The following is a 21,428-nucleotide window of genomic DNA, read 5'->3' on the forward strand; positions in this document are numbered from 1 at the left end:
TATTATTTTTTCAGTTAAAACATTGCGAACTTTGCGTAAATCTTTGCGAACCTTGCGGTTAAATACTTTTTAAGGCGCCGGATCAGGAATAATAGCCTGAACCGCATCAATCTCTGCAAGAATTTCTTTAGAAAGCACCACATCAATTGTATCAATATTTTCTTTCAATTGTTCCAAAGTTGTTGCACCAATAATCGCACTTGTTAAAAACGGTTGTTGCAAAACAAATCCCATAGCCAATTGCGTTAACGTTAAACCGTGTTTTTTAGCTATTTCCTGATATAATTTTGTTGCTTGCGTACATTGATCGCTATTGTAACGTTTGTATTGCGGAAAAAGATTGATTCTCGCTTTCGGATGACTTTCTCCTGTTAGAAATTTCCCTGTCAAAACACCAAATGCTAAAGGAGAATATCCCAACAAACCAACATTTTCATATTTTGAAACTTCCGCAGAATTCACTTCAAACAAACGATTCAATAACGAATACGGATTCTGTACGGTTTTGATTCTTGGCAGATTGTTGTATTTACTTTCTTCCAACAAACGCATCATTCCCCAAGCATTTTCGTTTGAAACTCCAATGTGTTTGATTTTCCCTTCTTTGATTAATCCGTCAAAAGTTTCAAGAATCTCTCTGAAATTATCTTCCCAAACATCATTATGCCCATGAAAAGCACGCTGTCCGAAATTATTAGTTTTCCTTTCCGGCCAATGCATTTGATACAAATCGATATAATCAGTTTGAAGTCTTTTTAAACTTTGCTCAACAGCAAATTTGATACTTGCCGGCGAAAAATCCAGTTTCTCACGCATGTATCCAAAACTCGGATTCGGACCTGCAATTTTTGAAGCCAAAATCACTTTATCGCGATTTCCTGATTTTTTAAACCAAGTTCCAATCACTTTTTCAGTACTTCCGTAAGTCGCTTCACTTGCCGGAACCGAATACATTTCGGCGGTATCAAAGAAATTTACACCTCTTTCAAGTGCATAATCCATTTGAGCATGCCCCTCTGCTTCTGTATTTTGTTGCCCATAAGTCATCGTCCCGAGGCAAATTTTACTAACTTTTATATCGGTGTTGGGTAGTGTAGTGTATTTCATTTTTTCTTTAAAGGTTCAAAGTTGCAAAGTCACAAAGGTACAAAGGGATTTTTCAAATTGAAATTTGATAAAGGTTAAAAAAAGTACAAGGTTTCAAAAATCCTTGAAGAAACAAAAAAGCTCAAAAGTAAAAACCTTTGAGCCTTTGTATCTTTACAACTTTGAACCTTAACTTATTTTAAACTTTTTAATGGATTTTGAAATGTATTGAAAATCCTAACAATGAAAACAGAATCATCTTTTATTTGATATAGAATTTTAAAATTTCTGACCAAAATTCTACGACAATCTATTCTATATTCATCGAATTGAAATTGCTCGGCAAAAATGACATTATTCGCGCTATTAAATAATTCGTCTCTAACTTTTAATCCAGTTTCTTTCGAATATTTACTTTTAAGTTCAAAATAAATTTCCTTCAAATCCAATTTTGCATTTTCTGACCAAAAAACTGTTGGTTTATTCATTATCCCAATCTTTCATTTCTTTTGACAAATCTTCGCTGGAAATTATTCGATTATATCTAATATCCTCTAAACCTTCTTCTACTTTATTATGATAATCAATCAATGTCACCGGATTTCCTTTCGCATCATACGAAACCACTTCATTTAAATAATTATCAAATACAGAAGAAACGATTCGCAGAACTCTTTCATCAGCCAAATCCAATTGATTTTTTATTTTCTCTTTTAATTCTGGAAGTCCCATAACTTAAATTTTTGAAATCCAAAGTTACGAAAATAATAAAAGAAAAATTCCAATTTGAAAAATCCAAATTACAGAACTAAAGCTTCAAATCAAATAAGAAATTTTCAAGGTTTTTAAAACCTTACAGGAAATAAAAAAGGTTCAAAGTAAAACTTTGAACCCTTTTTTAAAACCTTAGTATCTTAGTATCTCAGAACCTTAGCCTCTTAATTTATGCTATTAAGCATCTCCGCAATCTCATCTAATCTCGGAGTCAAGATAATTTCGATTCTACGGTTTTTAGCTTTTCCTTCTGGAGTCGCGTTGCTTGCTAGCGGAGAAAACTCGCTTCGTCCCGCTGCAGTTAATTTTTGTTTATTAATTTTAGTATTTTCACTTAAAATTGCCACAATTGCAGTTGCTCTTTTGGTTGATAAATCCCAGTTGTTTGCAATTGGTCCAGAACCTGCATACGGATCATCATCTGTATGTCCTTCAATTAAAACTGAAAGATCTGGATTCTCACCTAAAACTTTACCAAGTTCTACAACAGCTTTTCTACCTTCTGTTCCAACGGCCCAGCTTCCTGAATTGAAAAGCAATTTATTTTCCATTGAAACATAAACTTTACCGTTTTTCTGTTCAACAGTCAAACCTTTACCTTCAAAACCATTCAAAGCTTTAGATAAAGTTTCTTTTAATTTTCGCATTGATTCTTCTTTTGCTGCGATCATGTCTTCAAGCTCTTTCAAACGGCTTGCTGTTTTATCTAAACGAGCTTGTTCGTCTGCAAGCTTTTTAGATTTTGCTTCTAACTGCGCTAGCAATTCACGGTTTTTAGCCATATTGCTTTCTAACGCATCATTGCTGTTTTTCTCTAATGCATTATAAGAATCTTGCAATACTTTATATTTTTTTTGTTCTGCAGCAAGATCTGCTTTTTGTTTTGCAAGGTCATCTTTAGTGCTTGCCAAATCTTTTGTCAGCTTATCTTTGTCTAATTCTAACTGATTTTTTGCTGTTTTTAAATTTGCATTTTCATCAGCAATCGAACGATTCTCTTTTTTTAAATCTGAATATTTTGTTTCAAGATCATTGTAAATCTTTTTGGATACACATGAAGTTGCAGACAAAGCTAAAACTACTAATCCAATGGAGGCCTTTTTAATCATTGTGTTTTTGGTTTTTATTTGGAGCTTTAATTAATAATTCTGTTTTTGATTATTCTTCTTTCAGCAAGAACAATACCAAACTTTAGTCAATTTCGACTAAAACTGGACAATGGTCTGAGTGAACAGCATCAGGAAGAATAACTGCACGTTTTAGTCGGTGCTCCATCGAATTGCTCACCAAGTTATAATCGATACGCCATCCTTTGTTGTTTCCGCGCGCTCCCGCACGGTAACTCCACCACGAATAATGATGTGGGTCTTTATTGAAATGACGGAAACTGTCTATAAAACCAGACTTCATAAAAGTATCAAGCCAAGCACGTTCAGCTGGCAAAAATCCAGAAACTGTTTTGTTACGAACAGGATCATGAATATCAATTGCTTCGTGACAAATATTATAATCGCCACAGATAATTAAATTCGGAATTGTCAATTTCAGTTCATTGATATAAGTCTGAAAATCGTCCATAAACATAAATTTATGATCCAATCTTTCAATATTTGTTCCTGACGGAAGATACAAGCTCATTACAGAAACATCCTCAAAATCGACACGAAGATTACGTCCCTCAAAATCCATATGATGAATTCCCGTACCGTAAACTACCTCTTTCGGTTCAATTTTAGACAAAATCGCAACACCACTATAACCTTTTTTAGTTGCAGGATAATAATATTGATAAGGATAGCCAGCAGCCGTTAACGCTTCAACTGGAATTTGATCTTGTGTCGCTTTAATTTCCTGAAGGCATATAACATCTGGGCTTGCCGCTTGTAGCCATTCGATAAATCCTTTAGTAATTGCAGCGCGAATTCCGTTTACATTATAAGAAATAATTTTCATCTAGGTATTTTTTTTAGGATTCCAAATGTAATAAAAAAGTGGAAAGTTTAGGATTGAATAAAGGAAAAGTAGAGTTTTTTGTTATCTTTGTTCGCTACTCTAATAATTTAAAAATAGTACATGGGTTTAGTTACCGCGAAAGAAGTTGCAAAGGCAATAAATGTTGATAAGTACGGCGTATTTGGTACTTTTTCAGGCTGGATTCTTATGAAGGTTCTTAAGATCTCGACCCTTAATAAAATTTACGATCGCAATAAACATTTGGAAGACCTTGCGTTTTTGAACGGGATTTTGGACGAGATGGAAATCAAATTTGAAATTCCTGAAGAAGATTTAAAACGTCTGCCGAAAGATGGTGCTTACATTACTATTTCAAATCATCCGCTTGGAGGAATTGATGGGATTTTGCTTTTGAAATTAATGCTTGAAAGAGAACCTAACTTCAAAATCATTGCAAATTTCTTATTGCACAGAATTGTTCCGATGAAAAAATACATTATGCCGGTTAATCCTTTTGAAAATCACAAGGATGCAAAATCGAGCGTAATTGGAATTAAAGAAACTTTGCGTCACTTGAGCGACGGAAAACCTTTAGGGATTTTCCCAGCTGGAGAAGTTTCAACTTATAAAGATGGAAAATTAGTCGTGGATAAACCTTGGGAAGAAGGTGCGCTGAAATTAATCAGAAAAGCAAAAGTTCCAGTTGTTCCTATTTATTTTCATGCCAAAAACAGCAAACTATTCTATTGGCTTTCTAAAATAGACGATACATTGCGTACTGCAAAACTTCCGTCTGAATTACTTACGCAGAAAGACCGCGTAATCAAAGTTCGTATTGGAAAACCAATTTCTGTAAGCGAACAAAACGAAATCGAATCTTTTGAGGAATACTCAGAATTCTTAAGAAAGAAAACCTATATGCTTGCCAATCCTTTTGAAAAGGATACCAAACTTATTGATACAGCAAGTTTAAAAATACCAAAAGCACCTAAAAAAATTGTTACGCCAGCAAACGAATCAAAATTAATTGATGAAGTTCAAGCGTTGAGAGATAGTGATGCACGGTTTTTGCAAAGTAAAAATTACGAAGTATTCTTTGCAAGTGCAAAACAAATTCCGAACATCTTACATGAAATTGGGCGTTTGCGCGAAATCACTTTCCGTGAAGTTGGTGAAGGAACAAATGAATCTATCGACTTAGACGAATACGACAAATACTACCACCACATGTTTTTATGGGATGATGAAACCAAAAAAATTGCTGGCGCATATCGTATGGGACTAGGTTCTGAAATATATCCGAAATATGGAATCGAAGGTTTTTACCTAACTGATCTTTTTAGATTCGAACAGGAACTTCACGATATGATGCACAAATCGATCGAGATGGGCCGTGCATTTATTGTAAAAGAATATCAGCAAAAACCAATGCCTTTGTTTTTATTATGGAAAGGTATTATTCATACAACTTTGCGTCATCCAGAGCACAAATATTTAGTTGGTGGCGTAAGTATCAGCAATCAATTTTCTGATTTCTCTAAATCATTGATGATTGAGTTCATGAAATCAAATTATTACGATCCGTATATTGCACAATATATTCATCCGAAGAAAGCTTATAAAGTAAAATTAAAAGACGCTGATAAAGATTTTATCTTCGATGAAGCGGAATCTGATTTGAACAAGTTTGATAAAATCATTGATGAACTGGAACCAGGAAATCTTCGTTTACCAGTTTTGATTAAAAAATACATCAAACAAAATGCACGAGTTGTAGCTTTCAATGTCGATCCATTATTCAACAACGCAATAGACGGTTTAATGTACATCAGAATCGCCGATATTCCAGAAAGTACAATGAAACCTGTTATTGAAGAGTTTCAGATTGAATTAGAGAAAAAATTATCTGAGAAAGAAGATTAAATCAATAATCTATCCAAATAAAAAATCCCATCCGCCAAGGCCGATGGGATTTTTATTTTTACAATTTTTATTTAAAACTATTGAAATTATTCTTTCCCTATTTCATCAATTCCTTCTAATTGATTCTTAGGATCAGCACCATATTGATTTGGCCCTTTTTCTCCTTCAGTTGCTAACAAAAAAATATTGTAAATAGGAATAAGAATAAACCATCCACTTTTACCAATATCATGCATCCTTCTAATTGCAACTCCAATTCCTGGAAGCAAAACAGCCAAACTGTATATGTTACCAATAATTGCTAAACTTGGTGAAATTAATCCCACAACAAAACCTAAAACAATACTGATTATCATATTTATCAGAAAAAACATCCAATATTCTCGTCTTCTTGCTCTTCCATTAAAATTTGCATAGTTTTCAAAAACTACTTTTTTGTACATTTCTAACATAATATTCTTTTTTTCAATTAGCCTACTCTTAAGGATTTTCGGTTACTCCGTTACTTTTTAACAAAAAGCAAGAATACCGACTATTGAATTTATTTATAGGAATTATATGTTATTATTATGTCAGATAAAGACATTTCTAATCATAAAAAAAGAGCTATCCTTTAAAGGATAGCTCTTTTTTTATGATTGATTTTAAATTAAAACCAGCCTTGATAGCCTACTTGATAAGTCTGATAAAATTCTTCATCGGTTTTGGTCAAGTACAGAATTCCTTCTATTATACCGATAACACCACCAACACCACACATCAATCCTAAAAGCAACTGAATAATACCTTCTTTCGTATAACCCAAATAAAACTTATGAATGCCTAATGCTCCAAGCAAAATAGCCAGAATTCCTGCTGAAATTTTTTTGTTTTCCTGTCTTGGCTGTGATGGGGTATTCCAAGCCTCGTGCCTTGTATTTTCCATTTTTTATTAGATTAAATCAATCCTACTCTTTTTAGGATTTTCGGTCGCTCCTTTTCTAAATTCTTGTTAAAAAATTCATAACAATATTAAAAAAAAATAACTTCAAAAACTAATAATCAATATTATGGTTAATCAAAAATCTTACAATTAACGAAGAGGAACCATAAACTAAATCAAATACCAGTAGATTTACTTGAATAAACCATTTTAATTTTATCTACAATCACTTGAGCCAAACGCTCATGGCTTTCAAAAGTCCACCCAGCGATATGTGGTGTCAGTAAAGCGTTTTTAGCTTCCAACAAATATTGAAATGCCTCAGGTGTGTTTTTATCCTGAAATAAAGTTTCAAAAGATAATTTCTCATACTCCAAAACATCCAAACCTGCTCCAAGAACCTTTTTAGACTTCATTGCTTCAACCAAATCTGCTGTGACTATATTTTTGCCGCGAGAAGTATTTATGATCCAAAATGGCTTCGAAAATGCGTTTATAAAATTTGCATCAACCATTTTGTCGGTTTCAGGCGTCCAAGGCAAATGCAAACTCAAAACATCGGCTCTTTTTTGCAATTCGGCTAATGAAACCTGTTTGGCATTTTCATCACCAATATTTTCTAAAATATCATAAAACAAAACTTCAGTATCAAAACCGCGGAGTTTTTTGGCGAAAGCCTTTCCCATATTTCCATAACCAATAATCCCGACTGTTTTTCCATCGAGTTCATGACCACGATTGCTTTCTCTGTTCCAATGTCCTGCTTTAACTTCGGCATCGGCCTGATTTAAATTATTGAAAAGCGATAATATTACACCAAGCGAATGTTCTGCAACTGCATTACGGTTTCCTTCCGGAGCTGCGATTAGATGAATTCCTTTCGCTTCAGCATATTCACAATCAATACTTTCAAGTCCTGCGCCTACCCTGGCAATAAATTGCAAGTTAGTTGCATTATCTAGAAAAGTCTTGTCAATCTTGAAACGGCTTCGAATTACAATTCCGTTATAATCTTGAATTTTAGCTTCTATTTCTTCTTTCGAAGATTTAAAATCGGCGTGATTTTCAAAACCTGCCTCTTCTAATTGATTCCATAAAATAGGATTATTGCTGTCGATATGAAGGATTTTTACACTCATTTCTATTGTATTTTATATAAAGCAAAAATACGGCAATTCTCTAAGATTCCTTTCATTTTCTCAAGTACAAAAAGTGCAAAACATTAATTCATTTTATTTTTTTAACTTTGAAAATACGAGATAAAATCTTTCACATCTCCAGAAAATCTGATAAAATGAAATTGACCAAGACATTTAACTCCTTTTTTAATAACGAAAAATCAGGAGGATTGCTTTTATTATTTGTGACGATCTGTTCACTTTTTTTAGCGAATTCAACTTACTCAACAGAATATATTGCTTTTTGGGAAAAAGATTTGGCCGGTCATTCTATTACGCATTGGATCAATGACGGTTTAATGACGATTTTCTTTTTATTGATTGGCTTAGAACTGGAACGCGAAATTTATCATGGCGAATTATCCAATATCAAAAATGCTTCTTTGCCAATTATGGCAGCGCTTGGCGGCATGTTAGTTCCTGCAGCGATTTTCTTGGCTTTAAATTTCGGAACAGCAACTCAAAACGGAGCCGGAATCCCTATGGCAACTGATATTGCTTTTGCAATTGGGATTTTATCTCTTTTAGGAAAAAAAGTTTCAACGTCATTAAAAGTATTTTTAACTGCTTTGGCCGTAATTGATGATTTAGGCGCTATTATCGTTATAGCTATTTTTTACACTACCACAATTTCATTTTTGAATCTCGGTATAGCATTAGCCATTTGGGGGCTCTTATTCATTTTAAACCGGATGAAAATTCACAATTTAATTCCCTATTTAATCGGTGGCATAATTATGTGGTATTTTATGCTAAATTCCGGCATTCATGCTACAATTACCGGAGTAATTCTGGCATTTGTAATTCCGTTTGGCGATGGTAGCGAAAATACTTCTTCATATAGATTGCAGCATTTTTTACATAAACCCGTTGCATTTATTATTTTACCACTTTTTGCTGTTGCCAATACTTGCATTGCGATAACTCAAGATTGGCACCAAGGCTTAAACCATCCAAATACTTTCGGAATCATTCTTGGATTAGTAATTGGAAAACCTTTGGGAATTGTTTTATTTTCTTCAATTGGCGTAACAGCCGGTTTGTGTGCTTTGCCAAAAAACCTAAAATGGTCACATCTTTTAGGTGCTGGAATGTTGGGTGGAATTGGCTTTACAATGTCAATTTTCATTACAATTTTAGCTTTTAAAGACCCTGAAACGATTGTTTTTTCGAAAATTGCAATTCTGATTGCATCAATGCTTTCCGGAATTTTCGGATTTATTTATTTAAAATATACTTTGAAAAAGAATCAAAAATCAAAATAATGATCGCAAGAATCTGGCACGGAAAAACAAAAATGGAAGATTATGAAACTTATACCAAGTTTTTGATCGAAACCGCCATTCCCGATTATGAAAAAACCGCAGGATTTGTAAAACTTTCTTTTTTAAGAAATATCAAAAACAATGAAGGCCATTTCACGCTTATTACTTATTGGAAAAATTGGGAAGTGATAAAAAATTTTGCTGGAGAAAATATTGAAAAAGCGAAATACTATCCAGAAGATGATGCTTTTCTGTTGGAATTTGAAGAGAATGTCGAACATTTTGACGTTTTTGCTTAACAAGAACATATCATGAAAAAAAACAGATTTTTATTCCTCTTTTTTATAACCTTGATTATTCTAATTGGAGGCATCACCTTTTACAAGACAATAATTAAATCTGAAGATCGTGAATGTGGTTTTAAAAGCCCGAAACAATTCAACCAAAAACCTTTAACACTCAACCAACGAAAAGGAAGGGAAGTATTTAATTCTAATTGCGCCGCTTGCCATAAATTGAATTCAAAATCCACAGGACCTGCACTTAGCGAAGTTGATTCTATTGTTTTTGTCAACTGGCTCACAAACAAAAAACATAAAATTGATAGCTCTAAAGTAGAAATATTGGCAATTGATTATCATAAAACAATGTTTTCAAAAACTTTAAACAGTGACGAAGTGGGCTTTTTGATTGATTATATCAAACATTAACTTTAACTGTTTACAGTAGCAAAATTATCTTGTGGGATATTTTTCAGGATTCTGTGAAGTATGAAAAACAGCATTTAAAAATACCTTTTTCGACAATTCATCTACAATAAAAAATGCGATGTATGGAAATTTTTGAAATGGCAGATAACGATAATTGTTATCGTGGAATTGATAAAAAGGATTTATCTGTAATGCTTTATAAACTTTTTTGTAGTCATTAAGAAAGTCTAATGCCACTTTTTTACTGACTTTCAAAATATAATACTCAAGAGCTTCTTCAATATTTTTTACTGCAATTGGAGAAACAATAATCTTATAGTTCATATTTCTTCTTTAAGTCAGTATAAATTGATTCCGCATCTGTGTAAAGGCTTTTATCTGAATTCAATTGACTATTCAAAATCTCTTGTTGCTCATCAGATAATTCATAAGGCTTTACATTTGCAATCTCAAATTTGATCTTTAGTGATTTCATAAAAGCTTTTACAGCTTCAATTTGAGAAGCATCCTCGGTATATGCTGTGATGTTAATTGCTTGCATGATATTGATTAACTAAAGTTGATTAACAAAGTTAAAACATAAAGCCTAACTTTCATGTTAATTTTTCTCAAACAAAATTCCAACTGAAATACTTTCTAGAATTTCTTATGAAATGCTTCATTATTCAGCGTAACAAAAATAAGTACTTTTCAAAAACAAAGAATTCCAAATCCCAATTAGAAATTTGGAATTTGGAATTTGATATTTTAAAAATTAAAATTTTATTTCAACAATCCTTTGATTTGCTTCAAAGAAGTTTTGATTCCTTTTATCAAAGACGAACTGAAACCATTGTGTTCCATTTCATTCAAACCGACAATTGTACAACCCTGCGGCGTTGTTACACGATCGATCAATTGTTCAGGGTGCACTTTCTCTTCTAACAACATTTTTGCAGCTCCTTTTGCTGTTTGTGCTGCTATTGCCAAAGCGGTATTCGAATCGAATCCGATTTCGATTCCGGCCTGCATAGAAGCACGTATATAGCGCAATGCATAAGCTGTCCCGCATGCACCTAAAACAGTTGCCGCGTCCATTAATTTTTCATCAATAACTGGAGCTGTTCCCAAATCCTTAAATAAATCTACAATTGGCAACGCTTCTTGGCGGTCTGTTTCCGGAAAAGAAATACAAGTTGCTGATTCTCCAAATTGCGCAGCAATATTTGGCATGATACGCACAACCGGAAATTCATTATTTGTCTTATCCTGAAGCATGTCTAAAGACAATCCGCTCACTGCAGATGCAATTGTTTTATTTTTAACTACGGGAAGAATTTCAGCTAAAACCGTATCAACCTGATAAGGCTTTATTGTCAAAATCACAACATCAGCTTCCTGAATATTGTGTTTATTATCATTAGACACTGTAATTCCATATTCAGATAAATATTGAATACTGGCAATGTTTCTTCTTGTTACGGTAACTTGGTTGTTTTTTGAAAATTTAGCAATTCCCAAGGCAATAGAAACCCCAAGGTTTCCTCCCCCAATTATATGTACATTCATACTGCTTGGCTTTAATTTATTTTTGGCTGATTAACAGTCTGTTTTTTCGGCTACAAATTACATAGAATTTAAAGATTTTAAATCACTGTAATCTATTAATTTGTGCCAAAAATCTAAAATCCAAGAATCATTTTTGCTACTCCAAAGTAGAGCATAATTCCAAAAACGTCATTTGTTGTTGTGATAAACGGACCCGTTGCAATTGCAGGATCGATTTTATTTTTATGAAGAAACAAGGGCACAAGTGTTCCTAAAGTCGCTGCAAATAAAATCACCACAATCATAGAAATCGAAATCGCCAATCCAACAGAGTACTGTCCATACATAAGCGAATGATATCCTAAAAGAAGAAAAGAAATAATACTTCCTGAAATCATCGAAACTGTAAGTTCCTTGCTGAAATAACTGCGACTAAATTCTTTTAATGTTCCATTAGCCAAACCTTGCACAACAATTGCCGAAGCCTGAACGCCAATATTTCCAGCTGTTGCCGAAAGTAAAGGCACAAAAATAATTAAAGTTGAATATTTCTGGAAAGCGCTTTCATTGTCTTTCAACACAAATGAAGCTACAATTTCAATCACCATTCCAATTAAAAGCCATGGCAAACGTGCTTTTGTCAATTCAAGAACACTGTCATTACTTTCAATGTCCTGCGTAATACCCGCTGCCAACTGGTAATCTTTATCGGCTTCTTCCTTGATCACGTCAACGATATCATCGATGGTGATTCTTCCCACCAAACGACCAAGCTCATCAACAACTGGAATTGCCTCCAAATCGTATTTTTGCATAATACGCGCTACCTCAACATCTTCGGTATCAACATTTACAAAATTCAATTTTCGGATATAGACATCGCCAATTTGAGTTTTTGTAGAAGAAGTCAGCAAATCCTTAAGAGATAATCTTCCTTTTAACCTATTTTCATCGTCAACAACATAGATAGAATGAACCCTTGAAACGTTCTCGGCTTGAATACGCATTTCTTTGACGCAAGTCAAGACATTCCAATTTTCATTGACTTTTACAAGCTCTTTACCCATCAAACCACCCGCTGTGTTTTCGTCATAGCGCAATAATTCAACGATGTCTTTTGCGTGTTCAACATCTACTAACTCCGAGATTACTTCCGCTTTAATATCTTGCGAAAGCTCAGCGATAATATCGGCAGCATCGTTTGTTTCAAGCTCATCAAGCTCTTCGGCGATTTCTTTAGGCGAAAGTCGGCTTAAGATGTTTTCACGAAGATCTTCTTCTAATTCAAGAAGAATTTCGGCTGTTTTGTCACTATCTAAAACCTTGAAAATATAAGTTGCTTCGTCAAAATCTAATTCTTCTAGAATTTCGGCGATATCAGCATGGTGAAGGTCATTAAGTAAAATTTCAAGTTCGTTGTCATTTTTCTTAACGATTAGTTCCTCTAATTGGTGGATAAATTCTTTGCTAACTTTGAACTCCATCGGCTTCTATTTTTTGAGTCAAAACAATAAATTCCTCAACGCTAAGCTGTTCGGGACGTTTATCAAAGATAGTGTCTTCTCGCAGATTATCTGATAAATTTAATGTTTTCAAACTGTTACGTAATGTTTTTCGTCTTTGTTGAAAAGCTGTTTTTACAACCGTAAAAAACAACTTTTCACCACACGGAAGGCTATAATCTTCCTTTCGGGTCATTTTCATCACACCCGACTTGACCTTGGGCGGAGGAATAAAAACATTTTCGTTTACAGTAAACAAATACTCAGTATCATAGAAAGCCTGTGACAACACAGACAAGATTCCGTAGGTTTTTGATCCTTTTTTCTCGCAGATTCGCTCTGCAACTTCCTTTTGAAACATTCCAGAAAATTCTGGAATCTGATCTCTAAATTCTAATGTTCTAAAAACAATCTGAGATGAGATGTTATAAGGGAAGTTACCAATAATGGCGAACTGTTTGTTCTCGTAAACCTGATTTATATTGTATTTCAGGAAGTCTTCTGAAATAATTTTGTCTTTTAACTTTGGGTAATTTGCATCTAAATACGCTACAGATTCAGTATCGATCTCGATTACTCGTGTTGTGATTGGCTTATCAAGCAAGTATTTAGTAAGCACACCCATCCCTGGTCCTATTTCTAAAACCTCATCATATCCTTTTAGACTCAAAGTATCGGCAATTGCTTTTGCGATACTTTCGTCTTTAAGGAAATGCTGTCCTAAATGTTTTTTGGCTTTTACTTTTTCCATTTTCTTACCTGTTTTGCCACGAGGCTGCAAAAGTATTCTTTTTAAATCAAAGGCTCAAAGCTTATTCTTTTTTTTTTGCCACAAAGGCACCAAGACATAAAGCTTTATGCTTTTTTGGCCACGAATTCCACAAATTATCACAAATTATGAATATAATCATCCTCATAATTCGTCAAATCTGCAATCTACATTTTTATTAATGTTCTGAAATAACCTCCAATTCTGTTCTAAAAGAAAGCATTTTATCTGCAAACAATTCTAAAGCTTCTCTGTCAAACTTCGGTTGATCTTCTAGATAATATTTTTCCAACGTTTCCTTGCTGTCCGTTGTATATTGCACCGAATATGTTATACCGCCCATTTCTTCTTCAACCAAAACCTTTACAATTCGTGCAGATGAAAATTTTTGCGTAGCCAGAATTTCTGGAATATGTTTTTCCTGCATCCATTTCAACCATTGGTCGTGAGCGCTTTCGTGTATATTGGTGGTGATGTTGTAAATAATCATTTTTTTTTTAAGGTTCTGAGATTCTAAGGTTCTAAGGTTCTAAGTTTTTCTTACTAGACGCTTAAAAGCAAATCATCCTATTATTAATTCTTTTAATTTATTCAATTAAACGGTTAAACGAATAACCGATTAAATCAAATCACAAATTCTTGTCTCCTCTTAATTCTCTATATTTTTTTCTGGCATCAACAAAGTAAATACTGTCTTGATGATTGAAAATTACCTTTTCATACAAAGGTTTTGCTTTTTCGATATCGTGAAGTTCATCGCTGTAAATTTCTGCTGAAAAAAACAATGCTTCATCAACATAAATTCCATCTCCATGATGGTCTATGATTTGCTGATATTGGCTTAAAGCCGAATTATAATCTTTCAGGCTTTCGTATATTTTTCCTAAACGCAACATTGTAACGGCTTCAATTTCCTGTCCTTTAAAGGTTTTCAAGATATTCTGAAACTGTGTAATAGCTTCTTGCTTTTTATTCTGATAAATTAAAAAATCGGCTTTAGCGAATTGTTTCAATGCTGTTTGCGTCGAATCGGCCACGGTATTGTCGTTTATCAGTAAAAAATACTCAAGAGCGTCGTTTGCAATCAATTGCGTGTTAGCCGACTTTAATTCTTTAAACTGTTTTAAAGCCCATTCAAAATCGGTTTTATAATAACTTGTTTTTGCCGCTTTCAAACTTGCTTCATGCGCCATGACATCATTTTTCAAATCCAGTTGAATCTGGGAATAATAAATCAACGCCTGATTGAATTTTTCCTGCAAAAGCAAAATATCCCCCAATTCCATTTTAGCATCTGCTTGCTGATAATCGTTTAAATTGAGTTCCAAAGCATGTTTGACAATCGCAATACCTTCTTCTGGGTTTTTCAAGTTAAACGCCGCAAAATGTGCCTTAATTAGCTGTAAAGATAAAGTAAAAGGAGTTGTTCCATAAGTTGTAAGCAATTGTTGCAACTCAGCATCAATTGCCGGATAATCTTTTTCTTGTGCTTTGTCAATTTTGATTTGCATCAAATAGGCATTTGACTGAATCAACAAATCCTGATCTTTAGTATTTTGAAGAATGAAGTTTAAGATTTCCGAAGCGGTTTCATCATCATCTTCATTCATTGCAAACTGACTTAGGTTTATTATGCTTGAAAGCGATTCAGGTTCGCGTTTGTAAATCGCTTTTTCTTGAATAAACGCTTTTCCAAATTCTTTCTGTTGTACATAAAACCAGCTCAAATAATGATTCCAAAACACATCTTGATCTTTTTGTGTTTTTAAAATCAAAGCTTTTCGCATGGCATCTTTAAAAGCAGTATTATCTGTTTCACCATTCATAAAACGAGATAATTGCGTTTGGATCAAATTTGCATTTTGCGGATTTCTATAGGATTCGTTCAACAACAGATCAATCATTTCATCTGTTTTACCCAATTGCCCGTACAACATTCCAATTTGAAAATTAAAATTGTAATTCGGCTGCATCTGCATTGCGGTTTGATATGCCTTTAAAGCATACTCCAACAATACTTTTTTCTCAAACGAATTTCCAATTCCGTAAACATCATTTGGATTTACTTTGATTTTTTCTATTGCCTGATCGTAATAATTTCGGGCTTTAGACTCGTTTTTCTGAAGTTGGTAATTGTATCCCAATTCCACCAAAAAAACGCCTTGTTTATATTTGCTATAACGATCCAAAATTGCTTTTTCGGCAACCTGAAATTGCTGCAATTGCTGATAGCAGTCAATAGTTCTTAAAAAATATTGGGTATTTGAAGGCGCACTATTCAAGAGCTCTTCATAACTGACTTTTGCTTTTTCAAAATCGCCTTTATCGTAGTAATATTGAGCCAATTGCTCATTTTGGGCGAATGCAAAACCAGACCACAACAAAACGATATAGATAAAGATGTTTTTCATATTTCAGTTTTTAATGTGGGATTTTTGAAATTAGTAAAACCTAACAGCTTTTTAAAACTGTTAGGTTTATCTAAGTTACTAAAAAATTAGTTTATAATATCAAAACCACAATAAGGACGCAATACTTCTGGAATTACGATTCCTTCCGGCGTTTGGTAATTTTCTAAAATTCCGGCCAAAACTCTAGGCAAAGCCAATGAACTTCCGTTTAATGTATGCGCCAATTGGTTTTTTCCATCTTTGTCTTTGAAACGTAATTTCAAGCGGTTTGCTTGGAAAGTTTCGAAGTTAGAAACAGAACTAATTTCTAACCAACGATCTTGCGCTGTAGAAAACACTTCAAAATCATAAGTCAAAGCCGATGTGAATCCCATATCGCCTCCGCAAAGACGTAAGATTCTGTATGGCAATTTTAATTCCTGCAAAATGTTTTTTACGTGTTCTACCATTCCATCCAAAGCCTCGTATGATTTTTCAGGATGCTCGATGCGTACAATTTCAACTTTGTCAAATTGGTGCAAACGGTTTAATCCGCGTACGTGCGCTCCATAAGAACCTGCTTCACGACGGAAACATGGCGTATAAGCAGTCTGTAAAACTGGCAATTCGCTTTCATTTAAAATCACATCGCGGAATAAATTCGTAACTGGAACCTCAGCAGTTGGAATTAAATATAAATCATCAACTGTTGCATGATACATTTGTCCTTCTTTGTCTGGCAATTGTCCTGTTCCGTAGCCAGAAGCTTCATTTACCAAATGAGGAACTTGAACTTCATTATATCCTGCAACTGTATTTTTATCTAAAAAATAATTGATTAAAGCACGTTGTAAACGAGCTCCTTTTCCTTTGTAAACAGGAAAACCAGCGCCAGTAATTTTTACACCAAGCTCAAAATCTATAATATCATATTTTTTCACCAATTCCCAGTGTGGTTGTGCGCCTTCGTGCAAAACCGGAATTTCTCCTTCTTGAAAAACATTCAAATTGTCATCTGGAGTTTTTCCTTCAGGAACAATATCAGCAGGCAAATTTGGTAAAGTGTACAGTTTATTTGTTAGCTCAACAGCAAGTGCTTCGGCTTTTTCGCCAAGTTCTTTGCTTTTTTCTTTTAATGAAACTGTTTTTTCTTTTAAGATTGCAGCTTTAGCTTTCTCTCCAGCTTTCATCAATTCGCCAATATCTTTGGATAATTTATTAGATTCAGATAAAACATTGTCCAATTCTACTTGCACAGCACGACGGTTTTCATCTAATTGCACCACCTCTTCAACAACGCTTTTAGCATCGATATTTCGTTTTGCTAAAGCCTTGATTACTTTCTCTTGATTCTCTCTAATAAATGCGATTTGTAACATAGCTTGTTTTTTATAACTATTGTATTTTTTATAACGGAAGCAAATTTAAGCAAATGTTTGGTAAGATTACCACAAAGTTTTTAAGGAAAAACGTATTCCGCAAAGACACACAAAAATTGCATGAAGGCTCACAAAGCTTTTTAAAAATAATCTTTGTAAAACTTGCTGTGATCTTTACCTACTTCTGTCAAAAAAACACACAACAAAACTATAATACCATATTAATTGTGTTCAAATTTTGTCACGCAGCTTGATCTAACGTTTGTTTAATCCTAAGAAATTCGCACATAAATTCATAAAAAACACTTAAACCTCAAGAGACTAAAAATCAACAAAATGAAAAATTATATTAAAAGATAACTTACTAAAATAATTCTGATATATTTGTTTTAACAATAATTTAGAACGATTAAGCCTATGAAAAAAATTACTTTATTACTCGTATTGTTTGTTTCTGTAGTATTTACTGGTTGCGGTGAACAAACTACAACAAGTTACAACAATCAAATTGTCGAAGCACACAAAAAACTTTTTGATGCAAACGATGCATTTTTAAGTAGCAGTTTAAATTTTATTGGAAAACCAGAATCAAAAAAAGACTTTCTAAAATTAATTGCTTCAACTAGAAACAAACTTGTTGCTGCGCAAAAACCTGTTGACCTTTTAGCTCCTTTGAACACAGATCACGGTCTTAGAAAAACAATGCTGGAAATGTTTGACCTTAGCATTGCCTCAATGGATGGTTTTGAAGCAAATATAGACATGCTTACAACAAAGGACAATGAAGAAAAAGCAGCTACAATGATGCAAGGCGCTTTTAGCGGATTATTAGAACTTGACAAAGAAATCAAAGCAATTCAAGTTGAATATGCAGATGCTAATAATGCTCAATTAAGATAAAATCTTAATTGGGCATTAGTCCCTTTTTAGCAGTCAGGATTTATAATCCTTTATTCTCTGCCAATAACTCTTTCAATTCATTTGTTTTTAAAAAGGCGGCAAAACGTCCGGAAAGCAGTAACATTTCCTTTTCTTCTGGAGTTATTTTGAGTTTGGTTTCAACGTGCGATGTGTATTCGTAAAGCATCAAAAGCTCGCTTGCGCCAAAATCCTTAAACGTTTCTTTATCTAAACTAGAAAGCTGCAACTCGCCATTTTTATCCTTCTTAAAACGATCTTCCCCAAACTTTTCAATTAATTTTGCTTTGAAATCATCATGAAGTTTAAGCCAGCTTGCTGCTTCATCATTGGAATTTTTTAATTGAGTTACTAAATCTTTGTAAGCTTCATCTTTTTTCAAGGTCAACAAATAATCTCTCAAAGTTGTGAAACCAATAACTTGGTAATTTGAAGTCGGGATTTTATATTTATCCAACACATTTTCGACATCTTTCTCAAAAGTAATATAACGCGTTTGAACCGTATATAACGATGCCGTTTCAAGCAATGAAAGCAATTTGATTTTCTCGTCGTTTATAAAAGGCGCTTTTTTGCCAGGTCCTAAACAATCAATAAAAAGTGCTTTTTTGTTTTTGTCTTTTACTTTGGTATCGCTGTGAAGCAATTCAATCAAAGTTTCATAACCCATATTATCTGATGCACCACCATCAATCACACATAAAATTTTATCCTGATTTTTAATTCCGAATTTCGTTTTCGGAAGAACGCCCGGAAACGCAGAACTTGCCGTTATAGCATACGTTAGCGGAAAATCGTAACCATTATTAATTTGGTTTCCGTCAAGCGGAAGTGAAGCTTTGTTTGGAGCTAAAGAAGAATTGATTTTCAAGCCATGAATAATGTGAGGCATAAACGGAACGCGTTCTCCATTGTTGTACGCTGTTCCATTAGCCACTATCATTGGAAGTCTCGGACTTAGTTTGCTTTCTTTCGGAATAAAAAAGTCAGATAAAAGCATTTGAGTTTTGAACTTATTCTCATTTTCTGGATTTGCGCTATCGTATTGCAAAACCTCTAAATCCAAACGTTGCGCCATCGAGATTTTCTCGCCTTTTTCATTTCGTCCATTATTAAGAAGCGATAAAATCGAAGCTGATTTGCTTACATCAGATTTATAAGCGTCGGCTTTTGAGAAATAAAATTCATTAAAACTACAATTGTCATATTGCAGTTTGTTTTTTAGAATCGTCAAATAATATCCTGCCGAATAACAACCGCCCGAAACCGTTGAGAAATAATCAATTTCATTCAGAAAATTCCGGCCTGAATCATCTTCCTGAATGTCTTCTAAACCTAAAAGCACACCCAAGCTAAAAAACTGCGCTCGTGATCCACCGCCAGAAATCCCGACTCCTAAAGCAATATTTGGATTTTGAATCCGCGAATCACGATCCTGCACCGATTTATAATCATTTAAAGAAACAGCTGGGATCGAATTATAATTGATCTCTGAAAAAAGATTGATTTTGTTTTGAGAAAACCCAATTTGCATCAAAAGAAAAAACAATATCAGATTGTATTTATATCTCATTTTGAAACTATTAAAAAGCTTAAACATGATAAGCGAATTTACAAGAATTTAGGAATAAAGTTAAAAACCAAATCCAAAAATCTTTTTTATTCAGTATTGAACAATCGCAAAATATAAGAAAGCTCATAAACGATAAACAAAATTGCCAAAACAGTATGAAAAATTTTATTATGAATTCTAATTGCCACAAAACAAAGCAAAATGTGGCTGATAATCCTGATGTAATATTCCGTTTGGTTATACAAAAAGTAATCGCCTCCTTTAATGGCTGTATCAATCATATCAGCAAAAAAACTGACCGCCAATACCGCAAAAAACCAATTTTTCCTTGAATAAAAATAATCTTCATAACCTGAATAATCTACCAAATCATCGGGATATAAAATCGCACAAAGCAAATAATAAATTAATATGTAGCAGATTATGAAAAAATAATCTGCAAAATACCATTCCTGAATTAATTTCAGATTAAACTCCCACCACCAAAAATGAATGAGAAGCAAAAAGACATAAAACACCCAAAGCGAATGCACAAAATAGATTTTCTTTCGGCCTGGATGCTGGATAAAAATAACCGAACCCTTGATCAAATGCGTCAAGCCCAAACCCAGAATAATTCCAATAACCGATTTAATATGTGTAAGCTCCTCCATAAAACATTACTGATTTTAGAAAGAACTAAAATTAAATCAATTAATTGAAAAACAATATTTTAAGTCAATATAATTTTATCAAACAGATTCAAAAAAGAAAAAAAACTTTGTCACTTTGTCCCTCTGAACCTTTGGACCTTTGGACCTTAAAACCTAAGCTCTCTTAATTTCGTGCCCAACAAATTCTTCCAAAACAGCAAACATATCATCAACAGAAAGCACTTCAAAATCAGGATGCGTTTTTAAGAAATTCGCATTCAATTCGACCAAGTTTTCTTCCAATTCAAAAAAAGCATTAGTATTAAAAGAATCTCGAAGCGGATTTGCGCCTTCAAATTTTCCTTTCAAAAATTTATCCAGTTTAATATTGCTCGTAATTCTGACTTTTTTGCTTTGTTCTAGAAACAATTCCAAATGTTTTTCGGCACCAATTAAAGCCAAACCTTCTTCAATCAATTCATTCAAATCTTTATTCCAGCCCGAATTATGCACAAACTGCGCAAAATTTCCCTGTGTATATTGCGACCAGTAATAATCTAGATAATAACTCGTCAAAGCATCTTCATGAATAAATTCATCGTCAACACCTTCCTCGCGCATCAAATTGATCACCGAAATATTAGAATGAATCACATCCTGCGGATTTTCGCTATTCATTGCTGTTTCTGAAACTAATATTCTCCCAAATTCTTCCATTTCTATATCATTGTTTTGATTTGATTTTGCCACTATTTCTTTCAAACGAAGTTTCTGCGCTTCCTTCTCTTCACGAAGTTTCGCTTTCTTTCGGTTTAGCAACTTAGTATGCAAAGCCTTGTTTTTTGTGTTTTTTTCCGGTCCTTTTGCCATGATTTTTCTTCTTTTATCGTATAAAATACTCCAGAATCATTTTGCAAATTTCGGAGA

General features: G+C 33.6%; 24 protein-coding genes. 5 read left to right on the forward strand and 19 right to left on the reverse strand.

Annotated elements, in window-relative coordinates; all coding sequences use genetic code 11:
• Positions 1–69: 69 nt before the first annotated feature.
• From EYY60_RS02335 to EYY60_RS02355, 5 genes are all read right to left on the reverse strand, one after another.
• Positions 70–1,107, reverse strand: a complete 1,038-nt coding sequence (locus EYY60_RS02335; protein ID WP_132987797.1) for an aldo/keto reductase — start codon at positions 1,105–1,107, stop codon at positions 70–72.
• A gap of 173 nt (positions 1,108–1,280) precedes the next feature.
• Positions 1,281–1,574 (reverse strand): type II toxin-antitoxin system RelE/ParE family toxin, encoded by a 294-nt coding sequence (locus EYY60_RS02340; RefSeq protein ID WP_132987798.1) that lies wholly within the window; start codon positions 1,572–1,574, stop codon positions 1,281–1,283.
• Positions 1,567–1,818 (reverse strand): hypothetical protein, encoded by a 252-nt coding sequence (locus EYY60_RS02345; protein ID WP_132987799.1) that lies wholly within the window; start codon positions 1,816–1,818, stop codon positions 1,567–1,569. The genes EYY60_RS02340 and EYY60_RS02345 overlap by 8 nt, the downstream gene beginning before the upstream one ends.
• A gap of 206 nt (positions 1,819–2,024) precedes the next feature.
• Positions 2,025–2,969 carry an OmpA family protein gene (locus EYY60_RS02350; RefSeq protein WP_132987800.1) on the reverse strand — a complete coding sequence of 315 codons (945 nt, stop codon included), beginning with the start codon at positions 2,967–2,969 and terminating at the stop codon, positions 2,025–2,027.
• 82 nt (positions 2,970–3,051) lie between these two features.
• Positions 3,052–3,813 carry an exodeoxyribonuclease III gene (locus tag EYY60_RS02355; RefSeq protein ID WP_132987801.1) on the reverse strand — a complete coding sequence of 254 codons (762 nt, stop codon included), beginning with the start codon at positions 3,811–3,813 and terminating at the stop codon, positions 3,052–3,054.
• Positions 3,814–3,933: 120 nt separating this feature from the next.
• On the opposite strand from EYY60_RS02355, the gene EYY60_RS02360 reads away from it, so the two are divergent.
• Positions 3,934–5,736, forward strand: coding sequence for a GNAT family N-acyltransferase (locus tag EYY60_RS02360; RefSeq protein ID WP_132987802.1), 1,803 nt, complete (start codon positions 3,934–3,936; stop codon positions 5,734–5,736).
• 86 nt (positions 5,737–5,822) lie between these two features.
• Here the strand turns inward: EYY60_RS02360 and EYY60_RS02365 are convergent, their stop codons facing one another.
• From EYY60_RS02365 to EYY60_RS02375, 3 genes are all read right to left on the reverse strand, one after another.
• A complete protein-coding gene (locus EYY60_RS02365) occupies positions 5,823–6,188 on the reverse strand; it encodes a DUF805 domain-containing protein (RefSeq protein ID WP_132987803.1) in 366 nt (121 codons plus the stop codon).
• Between the two features lie 197 nt (positions 6,189–6,385).
• Positions 6,386–6,661: a TM2 domain-containing protein gene (locus EYY60_RS02370; protein WP_132987804.1), complete on the reverse strand. Its 276-nt coding sequence runs from the start codon at positions 6,659–6,661 to the stop codon at positions 6,386–6,388.
• Positions 6,662–6,834: 173 nt separating this feature from the next.
• On the reverse strand, positions 6,835–7,797 hold the full coding sequence (locus EYY60_RS02375) for a 2-hydroxyacid dehydrogenase (RefSeq protein ID WP_132987805.1): 963 nt from the start codon (positions 7,795–7,797) through the stop codon (positions 6,835–6,837).
• Between the two features lie 155 nt (positions 7,798–7,952).
• On the opposite strand from EYY60_RS02375, the gene nhaA reads away from it, so the two are divergent.
• Genes nhaA through EYY60_RS02390 form a run of 3 tightly spaced genes read left to right on the forward strand, consistent with a single transcriptional unit; the run spans position 7,953 to position 9,811 of the window.
• Positions 7,953–9,101 carry a Na+/H+ antiporter NhaA gene (nhaA, locus tag EYY60_RS02380; protein ID WP_132987806.1) on the forward strand — a complete coding sequence of 383 codons (1,149 nt, stop codon included), beginning with the start codon at positions 7,953–7,955 and terminating at the stop codon, positions 9,099–9,101.
• Positions 9,101–9,400 (forward strand): antibiotic biosynthesis monooxygenase, encoded by a 300-nt coding sequence (locus tag EYY60_RS02385; RefSeq protein ID WP_208749445.1) that lies wholly within the window; start codon positions 9,101–9,103, stop codon positions 9,398–9,400. The genes nhaA and EYY60_RS02385 overlap by 1 nt, the downstream gene beginning before the upstream one ends.
• A 12-nt stretch (positions 9,401–9,412) precedes the next feature.
• The gene (locus tag EYY60_RS02390) at positions 9,413–9,811 is read left to right on the forward strand and encodes a c-type cytochrome (protein WP_132987808.1); all 399 of its coding nucleotides are present in this window, start codon (positions 9,413–9,415) and stop codon (positions 9,809–9,811) included.
• Positions 9,812–9,835: 24 nt separating this feature from the next.
• Here the strand turns inward: EYY60_RS02390 and EYY60_RS02395 are convergent, their stop codons facing one another.
• From EYY60_RS02395 to serS, 8 genes are all read right to left on the reverse strand, one after another.
• The gene (locus EYY60_RS02395; RefSeq protein WP_132987809.1) at positions 9,836–10,135 is read right to left on the reverse strand and encodes a type II toxin-antitoxin system RelE/ParE family toxin; all 300 of its coding nucleotides are present in this window, start codon (positions 10,133–10,135) and stop codon (positions 9,836–9,838) included.
• Positions 10,125–10,352 carry a DUF2683 family protein gene (locus tag EYY60_RS02400; RefSeq protein ID WP_132987810.1) on the reverse strand — a complete coding sequence of 76 codons (228 nt, stop codon included), beginning with the start codon at positions 10,350–10,352 and terminating at the stop codon, positions 10,125–10,127. The genes EYY60_RS02395 and EYY60_RS02400 overlap by 11 nt, the downstream gene beginning before the upstream one ends.
• A 221-nt stretch (positions 10,353–10,573) precedes the next feature.
• Positions 10,574–11,359: a pyrroline-5-carboxylate reductase gene (gene proC / locus EYY60_RS02405; RefSeq protein ID WP_132987811.1), complete on the reverse strand. Its 786-nt coding sequence runs from the start codon at positions 11,357–11,359 to the stop codon at positions 10,574–10,576.
• A gap of 113 nt (positions 11,360–11,472) precedes the next feature.
• On the reverse strand, positions 11,473–12,822 hold the full coding sequence (gene mgtE / locus EYY60_RS02410; protein ID WP_132987812.1) for a magnesium transporter: 1,350 nt from the start codon (positions 12,820–12,822) through the stop codon (positions 11,473–11,475).
• Positions 12,806–13,591, reverse strand: coding sequence for a 16S rRNA (adenine(1518)-N(6)/adenine(1519)-N(6))-dimethyltransferase RsmA (rsmA, locus tag EYY60_RS02415; protein ID WP_132987813.1), 786 nt, complete (start codon positions 13,589–13,591; stop codon positions 12,806–12,808). Before rsmA ends, mgtE begins: the two co-directional genes overlap by 17 nt.
• 196 nt (positions 13,592–13,787) lie before the next feature.
• Positions 13,788–14,099: a DUF4286 family protein gene (locus tag EYY60_RS02420; protein WP_132987814.1), complete on the reverse strand. Its 312-nt coding sequence runs from the start codon at positions 14,097–14,099 to the stop codon at positions 13,788–13,790.
• 139 nt (positions 14,100–14,238) lie between these two features.
• Positions 14,239–16,020: a tetratricopeptide repeat protein gene (locus tag EYY60_RS02425; RefSeq protein WP_132987815.1), complete on the reverse strand. Its 1,782-nt coding sequence runs from the start codon at positions 16,018–16,020 to the stop codon at positions 14,239–14,241.
• 86 nt (positions 16,021–16,106) lie between these two features.
• Entirely contained in the window at positions 16,107–17,378 is a 1,272-nt protein-coding gene (gene serS / locus EYY60_RS02430; RefSeq protein ID WP_132987816.1) for a serine--tRNA ligase, read from the reverse strand.
• Between the two features lie 417 nt (positions 17,379–17,795).
• Between serS and EYY60_RS02435 the strand changes: the two genes are divergently transcribed.
• Positions 17,796–18,278, forward strand: a complete 483-nt coding sequence (locus EYY60_RS02435; protein WP_132987817.1) for a hypothetical protein — start codon at positions 17,796–17,798, stop codon at positions 18,276–18,278.
• A 40-nt stretch (positions 18,279–18,318) separates the two neighbouring features.
• Here EYY60_RS02435 and EYY60_RS02440 read toward each other — a convergent pair whose 3' ends face one another.
• From EYY60_RS02440 to EYY60_RS02450, 3 genes are all read right to left on the reverse strand, one after another.
• A complete protein-coding gene (locus EYY60_RS02440; protein ID WP_162847838.1) occupies positions 18,319–19,869 on the reverse strand; it encodes a patatin-like phospholipase family protein in 1,551 nt (516 codons plus the stop codon).
• Between the two features lie 86 nt (positions 19,870–19,955).
• The gene (locus EYY60_RS02445; RefSeq protein WP_132987819.1) at positions 19,956–20,522 is read right to left on the reverse strand and encodes a hypothetical protein; all 567 of its coding nucleotides are present in this window, start codon (positions 20,520–20,522) and stop codon (positions 19,956–19,958) included.
• Positions 20,523–20,675: 153 nt separating this feature from the next.
• A complete protein-coding gene (locus tag EYY60_RS02450) occupies positions 20,676–21,371 on the reverse strand; it encodes a DMP19 family protein (RefSeq protein WP_235832271.1) in 696 nt (231 codons plus the stop codon).
• Positions 21,372–21,428: the final 57 nt, after the last annotated feature.

This window comes from Flavobacterium zhairuonense (assembly GCF_004352915.1).
In the GTDB taxonomy this organism is placed as follows: Bacteria; Bacteroidota; Bacteroidia; order Flavobacteriales; family Flavobacteriaceae; genus Flavobacterium; species Flavobacterium zhairuonense.

Bases quoted from the DNA above. Each gene is read 5' to 3' on its own strand.
- EYY60_RS02335 (WP_132987797.1), bottom strand. From the start codon at position 1,107: ATGAAATACACTACACTACCCAACACCGATATAAAAGTTAGTAAAATT.
- EYY60_RS02340 (WP_132987798.1), bottom strand. From the start codon at position 1,574: ATGAATAAACCAACAGTTTTTTGGTCAGAAAATGCAAAATTGGATTTG.
- EYY60_RS02345 (WP_132987799.1), bottom strand. From the start codon at position 1,818: ATGGGACTTCCAGAATTAAAAGAGAAAATAAAAAATCAATTGGATTTG.
- EYY60_RS02350 (WP_132987800.1), bottom strand. From the start codon at position 2,969: ATGATTAAAAAGGCCTCCATTGGATTAGTAGTTTTAGCTTTGTCTGCA.
- EYY60_RS02355 (WP_132987801.1), bottom strand. From the start codon at position 3,813: ATGAAAATTATTTCTTATAATGTAAACGGAATTCGCGCTGCAATTACT.
- EYY60_RS02360 (WP_132987802.1), top strand. From the start codon at position 3,934: ATGGGTTTAGTTACCGCGAAAGAAGTTGCAAAGGCAATAAATGTTGAT.
- EYY60_RS02365 (WP_132987803.1), bottom strand. From the start codon at position 6,188: ATGTTAGAAATGTACAAAAAAGTAGTTTTTGAAAACTATGCAAATTTT.
- EYY60_RS02370 (WP_132987804.1), bottom strand. From the start codon at position 6,661: ATGGAAAATACAAGGCACGAGGCTTGGAATACCCCATCACAGCCAAGA.
- EYY60_RS02375 (WP_132987805.1), bottom strand. From the start codon at position 7,797: ATGAGTGTAAAAATCCTTCATATCGACAGCAATAATCCTATTTTATGG.
- nhaA (WP_132987806.1), top strand. From the start codon at position 7,953: ATGAAATTGACCAAGACATTTAACTCCTTTTTTAATAACGAAAAATCA.
- EYY60_RS02385 (WP_208749445.1), top strand. From the start codon at position 9,101: ATGATCGCAAGAATCTGGCACGGAAAAACAAAAATGGAAGATTATGAA.
- EYY60_RS02390 (WP_132987808.1), top strand. From the start codon at position 9,413: ATGAAAAAAAACAGATTTTTATTCCTCTTTTTTATAACCTTGATTATT.
- EYY60_RS02395 (WP_132987809.1), bottom strand. From the start codon at position 10,135: ATGAACTATAAGATTATTGTTTCTCCAATTGCAGTAAAAAATATTGAA.
- EYY60_RS02400 (WP_132987810.1), bottom strand. From the start codon at position 10,352: ATGCAAGCAATTAACATCACAGCATATACCGAGGATGCTTCTCAAATT.
- proC (WP_132987811.1), bottom strand. From the start codon at position 11,359: ATGAATGTACATATAATTGGGGGAGGAAACCTTGGGGTTTCTATTGCC.
- mgtE (WP_132987812.1), bottom strand. From the start codon at position 12,822: ATGGAGTTCAAAGTTAGCAAAGAATTTATCCACCAATTAGAGGAACTA.
- rsmA (WP_132987813.1), bottom strand. From the start codon at position 13,591: ATGGAAAAAGTAAAAGCCAAAAAACATTTAGGACAGCATTTCCTTAAA.
- EYY60_RS02420 (WP_132987814.1), bottom strand. From the start codon at position 14,099: ATGATTATTTACAACATCACCACCAATATACACGAAAGCGCTCACGAC.
- EYY60_RS02425 (WP_132987815.1), bottom strand. From the start codon at position 16,020: ATGAAAAACATCTTTATCTATATCGTTTTGTTGTGGTCTGGTTTTGCA.
- serS (WP_132987816.1), bottom strand. From the start codon at position 17,378: ATGTTACAAATCGCATTTATTAGAGAGAATCAAGAGAAAGTAATCAAG.
- EYY60_RS02435 (WP_132987817.1), top strand. From the start codon at position 17,796: ATGAAAAAAATTACTTTATTACTCGTATTGTTTGTTTCTGTAGTATTT.
- EYY60_RS02440 (WP_162847838.1), bottom strand. From the start codon at position 19,869: ATGAGATATAAATACAATCTGATATTGTTTTTTCTTTTGATGCAAATT.
- EYY60_RS02445 (WP_132987819.1), bottom strand. From the start codon at position 20,522: ATGGAGGAGCTTACACATATTAAATCGGTTATTGGAATTATTCTGGGT.
- EYY60_RS02450 (WP_235832271.1), bottom strand. From the start codon at position 21,371: ATGGCAAAAGGACCGGAAAAAAACACAAAAAACAAGGCTTTGCATACT.